Genomic DNA, 14,945 nt, shown 5'->3' on the forward strand with positions numbered 1-14,945 from the left:
TTTATACATTAATGCATTTAAAACCTTGATTTTCAATCCCTTTTATTTAAAAGGTAAGGCCTAAAAAAACTTACCTCAAATAGTTTTTTAATAGTAACTAAACAACTTTCAATTTATCAAATAGAAAGTATTTAAAAATAAAATAGTTATTATCTCAAAATATCATTTAATTCAAATAAGCTCTATGACCTATTCTTAGTTCTTTTTTTCCTTTCCTTACAACTTTTAAAAGATTTTCAGTATTATCCAACTCAGAATACTTTGAACAATTACTTTTAAACTCCGGTACTATTTGCTTCATATAAGCAACAAGCAACATGTCATCATTCTCCAATAATGCTTTTTGAATTTTTTTCAAATCCTTATAAACTTTTTCAAAAAGCTCTTTTCTAACTTTTGCAATAGTTATCTTATCATGATGGGTTTTAATCGTATTTTCAGCTTGATTTAATAACTCTTCATACAGCTTCTCTCCTGGCCGCAGTCCTGTAAACTCAATAGAAATGTGTTTGTTTTCTTCTAAACCATACAAACGAATCATTTTCCTTGCTAAATCAACAATCTTTACAGGCTCTCCCATATCGAATAAAAAGATTTCCCCACCTTTACCCATTGCTCCAGCTTCTAACACCAGCTGACAAGCCTCAGGGATTGTCATAAAATACCTTGTTATATTAGGATCTGTAACTGTTATTGGTCCTCCAGCTTCAATTTGATTTTTAAATCTTGGTACAACAGAACCATTTGATCCTAAAACATTCCCAAAGCGCGTTGTTATAAATCTAGTTTTGAGATTTCTACTATAATCATTTAAAGATTGACAATACATTTCCGCCATTCTTTTAGTTGTCCCCATTATATTAGTAGGATTTACAGCCTTGTCAGTAGAAACCATTACAAAACGACTAGCTCCATATCGAACAGCTAAATTTGCAACGATTTGTACACCAAAAACATTAACTTTAACAGCTTCTTCAGGATTTACTTCCATCATAGGCACATGCTTATATGCAGCAGCATGATAAACTATATCAGGTTTAAATTTCGAAAAAACATCTCTCATTTTTTTCTGATCACGAACATCTGCTACTATTGGAATAGTTACAGAATAATCAAATTTTTCTTGCATTTCTAGCTGCAAGTTTACCAATGGAGTCTCTGCTTGATCAAGTAATATTAATTTATCCGGGTGAAAATTCATTAACTGACGAGCTATTTCACTTCCAATAGAACCTGCTGCACCTGTAACAAGAATTGTTTTATTTTCAACTTGAGATGCTATATTTTTATAATCAAGAGCTATAGGGGCTCTATGTAATAATTCCTCAATATTAATCTTACGGAATGAACTTACTTTCAATTTACTATTTAGCCAGTTTTCAACAGGAGGAACTATCAGTGGTGTAATATTATGTTTTAAACATAACTCAACAAGCTCTTCCTTTCTCTTTATAGATATTTTATGTATAGCTATAATAGCCTTTTTAATTTTAAATTTACTAACTACTTCCTCAAAATAATGATCAGTATGATAGATTCTAATTCCTCCCATTGTTTTTCTATGTAAAGATAAGTCATCATCAAAAAATGCTAGTACTTTTAGATGAGTATCTTTATCATGATCGATTGTTTTTCTTGTCATATCTCCGCAAGAACCCGCACCAAATACTACAACATTTTCATGCACTTGTCTTTCTCTATTCATCTGTATATGAATAACTCTTAAGGCTACACGATAATTAATCAGAAGAAATAAACATATTAAATAATCAATCATTACAATTGATTTTCGAAAAAAGAATATTTCATCAAAAAAATTAAATTGAAAAGTAAATAAAAAAAACACGAATGAACCTAAAGTAACAGACTTTAAAAGAGTCAATAAATCATGTTCACTTGTAAATCTTATAACACTGGAATAAGTCTTAAAATACTTAAAAGTAATAGTCCTAATTAAAATTAAGGCAGAAATAGTTGGTAAAGCCTTATCTAAAGGTATATCAGTTATTACAAAATTAAATCTTAAAAGATTTGCCAATACAAATGCCATAACAGAGACTACAACATCTACACCTAAAATTATGATACGGGTCCCATATGCATTTACTAACATTTTTTTTAGTCGTAAATAAAAATTAATAGCTGCTGGTGATTTTTGAGACATTGCCTTTAAAACAGTGCCATTTGAATTAGTTGTTGACATATTTATTCTAAGAATTAACTTAAAAATATATTGAGTTAATTAACTCAACCCAAAGATTATACTAAACCAAGTATTTAAAATCTTTTATTAATAAATACTAATATATTTAAAACACATACTTGAGTAATTAGTTATAATAAATTTTCAAATAACGTGTCTATTTTTTATAATGTACTTTATCTTATTTTTGACAAAAAGGTATAAAATACTTTGCAAAGCTAAATTTAGAAAAGTTAATAGCCAAAAATTATATTCTTTAACATGTAAGAATATTACTAAAACAGCATTAATTAAAGCTTGAAAAATAATATATATGCTTGATACTTTGAGATGTGATATTTGCATCTCATTAGCCAATAATTGATAGAGATGCTTTCTATGGGGTTTGAAAATATTTTCTTTATTCAACAATCTTTCAACTATTGTAAATATTGAATCTATTCCATATACACTAAGCAAAAGGATATAAATTAAATTATTTGACTTAAGTATTAATGTTAGTAATAAATAAATAATAATAAAAGCTATTGATACACTTCCTATATCCCCCGCAAAACATCTCGCTCTTTTTCTGAAGTTGAAAAATAAAAAAATAATTACAGAAAAGATTATTACTAATATTAGTCTTTCATTTATAAAATTTATAATCTCTTGATCTATATACAATAGAGTCAATAATGTGATTAAGCTATATCCTCCTGTTATACCATTAATTCCATCCATAAAATTAAAGGCATTAATAATTCCTGTAGCAACTATAAATATAGGTAAAATTACCCAATATGATAATTCAAATACACCAACTGAAAACATCAACAATGCAATTGATATAAAATGTACTAATATTCGATATCGACTTGGTAAACTTGATATATCATCCCAAAAGCTTATCACAGAAATTAAGAATAAACCAAATAGAAAAAAAGGTATAGTAACTTGAAATACTATTGCTCCAATATATATCGCTATTGGAAAAATTATTCCACCTCCACGAATTGTTAAATAATCATGAGAGCTACGTTCATTAGGTTTATCAACAATGTTATATTTATCTGCAGTTACAAAATAAATTTTTTGTATTAAAAATAAGCTGGCAAATAAAAAGAAGAAGATCATTGTTCAAATGAATTTATAGTTTTAATCAACCCTTGTTCTAATGTAACTGGAAATTCAGATTGAACTTCAGAAATGAACTTTGCATTACTTACACAATAATTTTCAGTAAGTTTTTGTAATTTATGAGAATTAATAGGTAAGAAAGGCAGAATATCACCAGTGTATCCTAATAACCGTATAATACTTTTCGGTACTTGTATAATTCTTGGCTCTAAGCCTAAAGTTTCTGCAATTAATTTATATAGATAATTACTTGAAATACTACTATTATCTGCTAAATTATAAACTCCAGATTTTACTTTAGTAGAAATTATTTTGTCTATTGCCCAAAGTAAATTGTCAACACTTAAAAAAGATCGGTGATTTTCAAATGCGGCTAATGGATATGGCATTCCTTTCTTAACAAAACTATAAAGCAAATTCAAATTTCCTTTATTTCCCGGACCATGAATCATACAAGGCCTTAAAATATAAAAAGATTTATTACCTTCTAAATTTTGTGATAAAATATAATTTTCTGCGGCAAGCTTAGATTTTCCGTATGCTGTTTTAGGGTCAGGAGTTACATCTTCTACCAAAAAACCGTCAACTCGATCTTTAGCAGCTTTAACAGTACTTAGAAAAATAAATTTTTTTGCATCACTTTTTAAAAATAAGTCATACATTTTCTTGGTTAAACCTGAATTTATTTTGAAATATTCTGACTCATTAGTACTATTCTTTAAATCATGGGCTTTACCAGCTAAATGAATTATTACATCATACTTATTAAGTAGTTCTACTGTAAGTTCATCATATTTATAAACAGAAATATTTTGAAGAACTTTTTTTCTGGAAACTCCATCTACTTTAATATTTTTACTCAATAGATGTGGTAATAGATTATGGCCTATAAAACCTGTAAAACCTGTAATTAATATTCTTACCATACGTTTGTTATGAATAAAAACTATCTTTTTACAATAAATTCAAATATTTTTTTTATGTATTTTGAATAAACCATAAATACATTTGTATATAGTCCATTTTCTTTACAAGCCCTTATTATTTCTTTATTGAGTAAATAGTTACTATACAAATTTTTAGTACTTGCTCCTCCCATTCTCATTTTGGTAGTAACTATTGGCAAATATTTATATTTAACCTCATTGACCTTCAGAAATCGAATTAAGAGCTCATAGTCTGCTGCTATATGATAATCTGTCTTAAATAAACCAAATTTTTTATATAAATCACTTTTGGCAAAAAATGAAGGATGTGGAGGCATATAACCCCAAACAAATTTATCTGGATGCCATTTTTTAGCAGAATAATATCGAATTACTTTGTCGTGATTACTATCAGATACAAATACAATATCTCCAAATATTGCTTCAACGTTATACTTATTAAAAGCTTCAACAACTGATGCTAATGTATTCTTATTATAAAAAAAATCATCGGCATTTAAAATACCTACTATTTCACCAGTAGCTAACTGAATGCCTTTATTCATAGCATCGTAAATACCCTCATCAGTTTCCGATATATATTTACTAATAATATCTTGATTTTTTTTTATAATATTAAGCGTACCATCATTAGAAGCTCCATCCACTACAATATACTCTATGTTAGAATAAGTTTGAGATCCTACAGATTTAATTGTATCTAGAATAGTACTTACATTGTTATATGAAATCGTAATAATGGATACTTTGAAATTATTCATGCAGACATTTCTCTTGTTCTTTTCTTAATAGCTGGATTACCTTGATATATACAATAAGCTTCTAAATTAGAAGTCGCCACAGAATTTACAGCTAATACACTATGAGAATAGCATGTTATACCAGGGCATACTATACTTTGTGCACCAAGCCAACAACCATCTTCTAATACGATTTCACCTACAATTAGGTCAAAAGTAGATTTCTTATAATTATGACTTCCTGTTAACAACATAACACCTTGTGAAATACATACATTATCTCTTATATCTACATAAGTAAGATTATCAATCCATACATTTTCTCCTATCCATACATTTTCTCCTATCGTAAGTAACCAAGGGTATTTAATATTCACCGAAGGTTTAATAACTACATTTTTGCCAATCTTAGCTCCAAATATTCTTAATAGGATTACTTTTAGTTTACTTATTGGATTTAAAGGATTTTGAAAGAATATAATATTTATGAAATACCAAATGATTTGCTTAAAAGTGGATGCTTTTGGAGAATACCAAGAGTTATTAAATTGGGATAGATTAGTTTTCATTAATTATATTAAAATTTTTTAAAATATCTAATAATAACCATCCTATCCAAACACCTAAAGTATTTAGTATGATATCATCAATATCAAAAATACCTAGCTTAAATGTAAATTGAATAAACTCAAATAAAAAACTCAAAAAAAAACCAGAAAATATAACCCAAAATTTGGCTGATAATTTCTTTATAGTTAATGGCAATAATAGTCCCCAAGGAATAAAAAGTACTACATTACCAAAGACTTGAGTAATAAATTGCTCTTTATAATGATTATCATATTTTTTTTTAAAAATTCCATTTATGTAATGATAAGTCTGCTCAAATGGTATAAGTTTAATTTGGGAATTGGATAAATTAGTTAATCTAGAAAAATCTTTGTAGGTATAAAAAACTAAAAACCAAACTAAAGAAAGGAAATAGAATAATAAAAGCAGTAAATAAATACACTTATGAAACCTCACGTGAATTACTTAATATTTTTAGATTCTAGTAATTTATAATATTTATCTCCATATTCTTCTTTAATTAAGTCCTTTAATAGTATATTATTTCCAGAACTTACTTTTGTCTTAATTTCTAAAATTATTGCATCTATCAAAAAACGAAACCAAAATCCCTGTAGTAAATGAAAAACTAATCCAATAGTACCATCTAAAAAGCCCATTTTAATAATAAATCTATAAAAGAAATATAAAAAGCTACGAACAAATAAAGGACTACGTTCAAATAAATTTTGTTTTAACCATCTCCTCCTTTCAATTGGATTGCCAAATAATTTTGCTTTCACATCACCTGTATCTTTTTGCGAAGATACTATTTCAAGTGCTTCAAAAACTGCCCAACGAGCATGACCAGTTGTGAAATTCAATAATGTATCAGTAACAGTATCTATTATATCTATTCCAGTTTTAATTATTTCCTTTTTCCCGTTAACAACAAAATGTTGGTCATATACTTTTTCTTCGCATTTACCTTTATTTGCCTGATATAATCGCAAATGAAAATTAGGATAATGCCCTCCATATTTAATCCATTTCCCTAAAAAAATAGTCCTTCTACTAAACATATATCCTTCTATATCAGTATTAGGATCAAACTTTGAATTAAGCCAATTAACCAACTCTGGAGTTAAACGTTCCCCAGCATCTAAGTGAAATACCCACTTTGTCTCGAATGGATTATTTTCTTGTGCCCAATTTCTTTGTAAAGAATAATTATCAAAAGAATGCTGAACGTATTTTATCTGTTGACTTTCTAATATTGATAATGTTTTATCGGTAGAAAAAGAGTCTACTGCAAAAATTGGATAATTCAGTCCTTTAAGACTTTCTAAACAAGCAGGTAGATTAGCTTCTTCATTATAAGTTAATAAAATAATAGTTAAGTCATTTTTTTCCACATCAACAATTATTAGTCAAAAACACAAAATCATCAAAATTAAATTACAGTACTAGGTTTTGATAGATCACCTAAAACCCAATTATATATTTCATTCATTTGCGATGCAATTCTATCCCAAGTAAATTTCTGCTCAACTAATTCATAACCAGCTAAACCCATAACTTTTCTTTCCCCTTCTTTCATTTCTAGAAAATTTTTAATTGTGTTTTCAATACTAGTTATAGTTGTACCAGTATTCAGTGCGGCATTTTTCATAAAGCCTTCAGGTAAATTGCATTCTTTTGACATTAAAACTGGTAGTTTAAAAGCCCATGCCTCTAAAATAGCCATTGGCAATCCTTCACTATAAGAGGGTAAAATGAAACCTTGTGAGTTTGCAAGCCAATTTTGCTTTTCTAAATCATATTTCGGACCAAGAAATAAAACACTATCATTTATATTCAATTCATTTACTCTCCTTTTTAGTTGTTCTTCATAACCTCCTTGATCCCATCCTGCTAAAGCTAACTGCCAGTCTTGAAAAATATTACTTCCTATAGATTTTGAAACTTTAGCCCATGCTTCAACTAAGTTAAGTAGATTTTTTTTCGGATGAATTCTACCGATATATAACAATACATTTGGTTTATTTATTAAAGGCGATTCATAATTTTTAACTTCAGGTAAATCGATTCCATTTGGAATAATACAAATAGGTGCATTCTTAATCCCATATTCTTTAACAGATTTTGCTTCCGACTCACATAATGCATGAATGCAAGAAGCTTTTTTTAAATGTTCATTTTCAAACCAAGTACTAATTATTTTTTTCTTCCAATTAGCATTATTTACCGCCCATTTGTCTAACATTCCTCTTGGAGTTATAATATAAGGTTTGCTATATTTCTTTGACCATTGAAGGTTTGCCAAAGACTGATACATCCATAGAGCCTGTATATGAGTAATATGTGGATTACTAACCTCAAGATATTTTTTTAAACTAGGAGAGTATCTTAAATTATATGGCCCAGAGTAAGAAAAAGTTTTCAATCTTATTGGGTTCCATAGTTTTTTATCCTGCTCAAAATATTGATCCTCAAAAGTCAAAACTTCAATATCAATTCCTTTGAGTTCTTGTGTTAACCTTCTTACACTAGTATATAAACCACCCGAAAGTCTTGATATTGAGCCTGTTAAAAAAGATACATTCATATTTAATTAAAAATATTTAACCACTCACTATTCTCTTCATATCCTAGTTTTATTAAAGACTTACCAGCATAATAGTTAAATATATCTGCTGACTCTCTATGAAAATAGTTTTTCCAATCTCCTGTTTCACCTTTTCTAATAAAGGTTCTATGCTGATCTTTAGGTCTATTTTTTTGGGTTTGGATGGATTGTCTTTTTACAGCTTCTTCTAAAGAAGATATAGATATGTATCCAAATCTTTTTTCTAAAACTTCTGTCATGATTCCTAAAGGATTATTTTTTAAATCTTCAAATTTTATTAGTTCTACATTTTTATAGTTCTTTGACTTTTCAATCCATCCTAAAGTGTGCTTCCCCCAATGCCATTTTTTTTTAAATTGCGTTTCAAGATATATCGAAAAGTTTTCATCAAAATGTTCTTTATAATCTCCTTTCTTAAACCTTTTTTTCCAAAAACCAAATTCATTAAACTCTTCACCTTTTTCAATGAGATTTTTCAATAAATACTGATAAAATGATAAGTAACAATCTCTGCCATCTCGGTATATATAAAAGCAATCTTTCAAACCAAAATTTGGAGAAACATGTGTGTGAATTACTGAAGAAAAACCTATAGGAAATATATAATGGCTTGGTCTCGGCAAGTTAAAATAATCTGCTAGCAATTCGCTTAACCATGTTGATCCAGATCTTGGAAAAGAACAGACAAAATACATTGGAAAATTATTACCCCATTTTTTCCCTATATACATTGTTGCGTAATGAGATGTTCCTTCTAAAAACCATCTTACTTTTGACATATTAGAAAGTTTGAAATTACAATTAAGTTAGTACTGGTATTAAAGCTTTCGCATAATTATTTAGGTTAAATTCTTCGACTTTGTATAAAGCTTTTTCTCCAACTTTAAACCTTAATTCCTTTGATGAAATTAATTTTTGAATATACATTATCATATTATTAATCTGTCCTGCATCAACTAGAAAACCATCTAGTTCATTTGTTATAACACTTCCTGACTGATATGTTGACAATACCGGTAACCCCCAACTCATTGCTTCAAAAACAACTCTAGCTGACCCTTCAAGGTAAGTTGGAAAGCAAAAAATATCAGATGATTTATAAATTTCATTTAAATCTTGACGATTTAACTTACCAATAATATTAACATTCTTAATTTTTTCATTCTCTATGTATTTAAAAATATCTTTCTGAATAGAACCCACAATATTAAATTTCAGAGGATAATTGTTAAAATGTTTTGCAATCATTAAAAAATCATAAATACCTTTTCTTAACCCACTATTTCCAACAAATAAAATATTTAGCTTATCTTTTGTAATGTTTAAATTTGTTTCGAAACTCTTTTTCCTATAACTCAATGAATATGGTGATTCATAACCAAATGGAACTAAAAATATTTTATTTTCTGGTGCACCAGCTTTTAATAATTCTGACTTAACATAACTAGATGGTGCCAGAATTTTATTTGTTAACTCCCACTCTCTTTCCTCTCTTTCTTTATGAAACATACATTGTTCAATATTTCGTTGTTGATTTACACCATAAGTATCTTGAAATTTCTTGTACATTAATATTTGGGAATATCTGGGAGCAATGCATTGATCTAAATATAAAGAGAATCCTTTGGGTTTGGCCCATTCAAAGAACTCTTTACTCGCTGAATCAAACCCATAATAAGAATTTATATTTTTATTTTTATTACAATACCTTATTATAAATTCAGAATTAGCTTTGAAAGCATTAATTTGAGCTAAATATTTTTTAGTTGGGTTAAATGCTTTAAGTTGATACCTAAACTTTAAAGCCAACGCCCAGTTACTTCTCACAAAATCTATTGGAATATTTGGGTCATATCTATGATAAGTCTTAACTAATTTACTTGGTAGAGTCCTATCTAAGAGATTAAAAATTGGATATTTATCTACATTGTAATATGCATCTGTAAATAACATAGACAACATGTTATTTTCATATAAGATTTTTGGGACCGCATAATCTCTTCTTGCAGTTAGTTGAGATACAATCATAAGTTATTTTAACTTTATAAAAAGTTTAATTGAGAATATAAAGAATAATAAATACCAGAGGATTTTCATCATGGCTCTAAAATCACTATGAGAAGATATTACTATAGATAAAATTAAAAATAAATAAATTAGTACACTTATAAATTTATTTTGATTAATTAACATCAATTCAAATCTAGAAAAAACTACACCAATCAAATAAATAAATGCTACTCCATAGAAATTAAATACAAAAAATATCTGAGCTAATGCAGGAGTTGTAATTCCATATGTAACACCTTGCAATTCACTTAAACCTGTACCAATTTCTGCTGGCTTCAAAAGAAAAGAAGGTAGTGGGTTTATATTATATAAAAGAGCCCAAACTTCTTTATAAATATTTTGTTTAACAACTGTTCGATCATAAGCTTTTAATGTAAATGCAGGTAATGCATCTAATGAATAAAACAATGATTTTTGAGCGTCTTTTTTACTGTAATCAGTATTATTTTTATAAAAAGATTCAAAGAAATCGCTAAGTGTATCAACTGAAATTAATGCACTTATAAAACTACCTACACCATTAGGATAATTAGCTCTTTGAGTTATTCCAACTCTTGAAAAATATAATGAAACAAAAATTAAAAGTAAATATTTTTTAGTTTTAATTTTTTTATAAATCCAAAAATCTGCAAATAATAATGTTAAAAAGATAAGTCCAGACCCTCTGCTAAATTCAAAGAAAAATATCCATGAAGAGACAAAAGCAATTAATAAAAAAATGAATCGATACTTTGCTTTAATTACTAATCCGATGGATGCATACAACATAAATAATGGAAAAATCAAGCTACTTCCAACCATTATTGATTTTCTTACATTTTCACCTAAATCAACCAACATAATATTCCAATCACCTCTTTCTATATTACTATAAAATGCATTTGAAATACCTCCTAGAATATAAATAGATAAAAGAAAAGAAATGAATAAAACTAATAATTGAATTTTATGTGAATAAATTTTATAAAAAAATGTACTATTTTCAAATACATTTAATTTTTCTTTCTTTTCTTTAACTGAAATAGTTCCTAGGAAAAAAAATATCATTGAAAAAAAAGAAAACAACAAACCCTCATTAATAAACTCATCTACTAAAATTGAACTTGTATAATATTGCCCTTTTATTTTCATCTCAAAGTAAGATGAATGATATTGAATCCAAATTAATAATGGCCCTATAAAAGAAAAGGAAAAAAGACCTAAGTATCTATTTCTTAGAACATAAACACTTAGAGTTATTAACAATGCTAATGATATGTATAATAAGTACAATGTTATACTTAAGTTAATTTTCCACACCTATAAAAGCTTAATTTTTTAAAAAATTAAATTTTGAAGGAAAATACAAAGGTGCTTTTTAATATCTCCCAAAATGTTTGGTTTAAAAATTTTGTATTGATTTTAATTACACGAGTAAGAATAAGAAAGTCACTTATTAAAATACCTATAGCAGCAAAAGAAACATTCTTAGTACTTAATAATATTAGAAAAGTAATGATTATTCCTATTAAACATGAAATAACATATTCAACAGATTGTCTTTTATGTTTATTTATAGAATATGTTAGAAAAAAACTACTTAACCATAATGAATTTACTATTAAACTCAATAAAAATGTATAAAACAAAATATAATTAAAATCAATCTTTCCCTCAGTCCAAAAAAGCAATATATACTTTCCACTAATGCCTAAAAATAACGACAATAAAAATGCCCCCCAAAATGCCAATCGACATGCATTCAAGTATAATTTTTTTAGTAAATCTATATTATCTTCCCCAAATGCTCTTGCATATTCTGGTGATATGGAGCGATTGATCAAACCTATAAATTGTATTCCTATATTAGTTATTGTTCTCATTGTCGTATACATAACAACAAAAGAAGGGCCTATGATACTCGAAATAAAGAATAAAGGGACTTGATTTCTCAAAGCATTACCAATAGGCCCAAGCATGAATGCTAATGCTGGACTTGCCAGTTCTCTTATTGTTTTAAAACTAGCCAAGTTAAGACCAGAAACTCCAATTACTAACCATGAATATTTTTTTTCCCTAACTTCAAAGTTTAAATGCAAATAACGTAAAAAGGCACTTAGCAAATAGATTAAAGCAATTACCTCTACTGATGCTGACATACTCAACATAATTACAATAATTATAAATTCGATAAATTTATATAAAACTTGGATACTTACACCTTTAGCAAATCTTCCTGAACAAGTTAAAGCACCTGTAAGAAGAGAATTTTGTTGATGAATTAAAAAAAGAAATGTAAAAGTTATTACAACTTTTATTATTTGAAATTCATGTATTAAGTGAAAATTTAATATAGATATTAATGGCAAGAATTTCATTAAAATCATTATTAATAATAATAGAAAAAAACCTACAACAGCTAATAACACTAAACAACTATTAAAATATCTATTTACACTATCCCAATCTTTTTTTGCAAAAGACATTGTCATAGAATTTATTGCTGCTTTTGAAAAGCCTAAATCACTTATTGTTAAATACATAGGAAACGTATACAAAACTAACCACTCTCCATATAAAACCTTACCCCATGCATGTAAGAACATTGGTATAGAAACCACTTGGATTATAACGTTTAGGATCTGCTCTATTACTCCCACACCTAATCCATTAATTAATCTCTTAAAAATGACATTTTTTGACAGGGAACTAATAATTTTCACTTGAAATTTCTTTATTAATTTTAGTAATAATTAACAACTCATTATTACTTAGAGTGCCAATTATTTGATTGTTATTCCATTTATCTAATAAGTCATTATCAAGCGGTGTAGATGTTATTAAATAAGGATTTTTCTTAAATATAAATTTATAAAAATCTTTACTTAAATAGTTTGGGTGTACCTGTCCCCAAAAACCATGAAACCCTTTAGGATTTGTTTTTTTTAATTCATCTGAACCATTGGGACAATATGCAATGAATACACCATTATCTTTTAATAATTTCTTGGAAACATCAATGAAATCATTAATATTAGGCAAATGCTCAATAACATGTGAACTAAAAAGCACATCAAACTTGCCTTTTATTTCAGATATATCTGTTTTTATATCAATCCCTAATTTTTCTTTACCATATTTAGCTCTAGGCTTACTAATCTCAAAACTTGATACATCGAAACCTGCTTTTATAAATTGCCAAGATGTATATCCCCAATTTGCTCCATAGTCCAGGATTCTTAACCTTTCAGAATGAATATCTAGACGATTAATAAGATTAATATGCGAAGAAAAATCTTTTGCTCCATTTTTAAAGTCAGACTTTATCAAATATGATAATTCGTCATCAGTTGGTAAATCAGTTGTTAAACCTTCTTGTTCATAATCGTCTTGATAAAACTTTATACTTTCATCGTACGAATCAAGTGGAAATCTAAATTGAAAATTACATTTTTTACATTTTAATAATTTTGTGAATATAAATTTTTGGTCAATTTGAATTACATTATTACTTTGACAATATGGGCACTTTTTCTCATCAAATGATTTAAAAAAAGAGCTAACAAAATACTTTATTTTATTCATAATTTATATAAAAAAATTAATTCTTTGTTCACATATTAAATCAGTGAAATTATATAAAGTTAGAATACCAATTTACAAACTTTGAAATTCCAACTTGAATATTCGTTTTAGATTTATAATTAATTTCATTAGATATTTTTGATGTATCAGCATATGTTGTTTGTACATCACCAGGTTGCATATCCATCATATTAATTTTAGCTTTATGGCCAGTTGCTTGTTCTATAGCTTTAATAAACTTAATCAGATGTACAGGACTACTGTTTCCAATGTTTAAAATACGATATGGAGCAGAACTTGACGCCGGTGAAGGATGAATATGATCATAATCAGAATCTACAAGTGAAGGTGACAACATTATTTTATAAACACCTTCAACGATATCATCTATATAGGTAAAATCTCTTTGCATTTCACCATGATTATAAACATCAATTTCTTTTCCTTCAAGTATTGCTTTCGTAAACTTAAATGGAGCCATATCAGGCCTTCCCCAAGGACCATACACAGTAAAAAACCTTAACCCTGTCATTGATATATTATATAACTGACTATATGCATGACCAATCACTTCATTTGATTTTTTTGTTGCAGCATAAAGAGAAACGGGATGTGCTGTATGATCACTTTCTTTAAAAGGAACTGATTTATTAAGGCCGTATACAGATGAACTTGAAGCAAATACCAGATGTTCAACCGGATAATTTCTGCATGCTTCAAGAATATTATAGAACCCAATAATATTACTACTGATATAATTTCTTGGGTTAGTTATTGAATAACGAACTCCTGCTTGTGCCGCTAGATTTATTACAAAGCTAAAATTTTGTTTTGCAAACAAATTATTTAAATTACCTGCATCTTCCAAATCTAGTTGTAGAAACTTAAACCCATCGTGACCATCAGTTAGCCAATTATATAAAATGTTATTTTTATCAATACCTAATTCCTCTAATCTTGCATATTTCAATCTAACATCATAATAGTCATTAATATTATCTAATCCAACAACTTCAAAACCTTCGCTTAGAAGTTTCATGACTGTATGCATACCAATAAAACCAGCAGCACCTGTGACAAGAACTTTTTTCATTAATTAATTTTTTTATATATTAATAAATCTT

The 14,945-nt window shown here is 27.5% G+C and carries 14 protein-coding genes; all 14 read right to left on the reverse strand.

The genetic code is table 11. From position 1 onward, the window contains the following. Positions 1-166: 166 nt before the first annotated feature. Positions 167-2,203, reverse strand: coding sequence for a polysaccharide biosynthesis protein (locus OQ292_RS06630; RefSeq protein WP_284685265.1), 2,037 nt, complete (start codon positions 2,201-2,203; stop codon positions 167-169). Between the two features lie 144 nt (positions 2,204-2,347). Beyond that, positions 2,348-3,319: an MraY family glycosyltransferase gene (locus tag OQ292_RS06635; protein ID WP_284685266.1), complete on the reverse strand. Its 972-nt coding sequence runs from the start codon at positions 3,317-3,319 to the stop codon at positions 2,348-2,350. After that, on the reverse strand, positions 3,316-4,248 hold the full coding sequence (locus tag OQ292_RS06640) for an NAD-dependent epimerase/dehydratase family protein (RefSeq protein ID WP_284685267.1): 933 nt from the start codon (positions 4,246-4,248) through the stop codon (positions 3,316-3,318). The genes OQ292_RS06635 and OQ292_RS06640 overlap by 4 nt, the downstream gene beginning before the upstream one ends. 20 nt (positions 4,249-4,268) lie before the next feature. Then, on the reverse strand, positions 4,269-5,030 hold the full coding sequence (locus OQ292_RS06645; protein WP_284685268.1) for a glycosyltransferase family 2 protein: 762 nt from the start codon (positions 5,028-5,030) through the stop codon (positions 4,269-4,271). Continuing rightward, complete coding sequence (locus OQ292_RS06650; protein ID WP_284685269.1) at positions 5,027-5,578, reverse strand: WcaF family extracellular polysaccharide biosynthesis acetyltransferase; 552 nt, start codon at positions 5,576-5,578, stop codon at positions 5,027-5,029. The genes OQ292_RS06645 and OQ292_RS06650 overlap by 4 nt, the downstream gene beginning before the upstream one ends. Then, complete coding sequence (locus tag OQ292_RS06655) at positions 5,568-6,035, reverse strand: VanZ family protein (protein ID WP_284685270.1); 468 nt, start codon at positions 6,033-6,035, stop codon at positions 5,568-5,570. Before OQ292_RS06655 ends, OQ292_RS06650 begins: the two co-directional genes overlap by 11 nt. 5 nt (positions 6,036-6,040) lie before the next feature. Continuing rightward, complete coding sequence (locus OQ292_RS06660; protein ID WP_284685271.1) at positions 6,041-6,973, reverse strand: glycosyltransferase family 2 protein; 933 nt, start codon at positions 6,971-6,973, stop codon at positions 6,041-6,043. Positions 6,974-7,011: 38 nt separating this feature from the next. After that, positions 7,012-8,166 carry a glycosyltransferase gene (locus tag OQ292_RS06665; protein ID WP_284685272.1) on the reverse strand — a complete coding sequence of 385 codons (1,155 nt, stop codon included), beginning with the start codon at positions 8,164-8,166 and terminating at the stop codon, positions 7,012-7,014. 2 nt (positions 8,167-8,168) lie between these two features. After that, positions 8,169-8,966, reverse strand: coding sequence for a sulfotransferase domain-containing protein (locus OQ292_RS06670; RefSeq protein WP_284685273.1), 798 nt, complete (start codon positions 8,964-8,966; stop codon positions 8,169-8,171). A 22-nt stretch (positions 8,967-8,988) separates the two neighbouring features. Beyond that, positions 8,989-10,215, reverse strand: a complete 1,227-nt coding sequence (locus OQ292_RS06675) for a glycosyltransferase family 4 protein (RefSeq protein WP_284685274.1) — start codon at positions 10,213-10,215, stop codon at positions 8,989-8,991. Between the two features lie 3 nt (positions 10,216-10,218). Beyond that, a complete protein-coding gene (locus OQ292_RS06680; RefSeq protein ID WP_284685275.1) occupies positions 10,219-11,388 on the reverse strand; it encodes a hypothetical protein in 1,170 nt (389 codons plus the stop codon). Between the two features lie 194 nt (positions 11,389-11,582). Next, a complete protein-coding gene (locus OQ292_RS06685) occupies positions 11,583-12,959 on the reverse strand; it encodes an MATE family efflux transporter (RefSeq protein ID WP_284685276.1) in 1,377 nt (458 codons plus the stop codon). Next, the gene (locus OQ292_RS06690) at positions 12,946-13,821 is read right to left on the reverse strand and encodes a class I SAM-dependent methyltransferase (RefSeq protein ID WP_284685277.1); all 876 of its coding nucleotides are present in this window, start codon (positions 13,819-13,821) and stop codon (positions 12,946-12,948) included. The genes OQ292_RS06685 and OQ292_RS06690 overlap by 14 nt, the downstream gene beginning before the upstream one ends. Before the next feature lie 49 nt (positions 13,822-13,870). Further along, positions 13,871-14,914 (reverse strand): NAD-dependent epimerase, encoded by a 1,044-nt coding sequence (locus OQ292_RS06695; protein WP_284685278.1) that lies wholly within the window; start codon positions 14,912-14,914, stop codon positions 13,871-13,873. Between the last annotated feature and the right edge of the window lie 31 nt (positions 14,915-14,945).

Source organism: Chondrinema litorale (assembly GCF_026250525.1).
GTDB lineage: Bacteria > Bacteroidota > Bacteroidia > Cytophagales > Flammeovirgaceae > Chondrinema > Chondrinema litorale.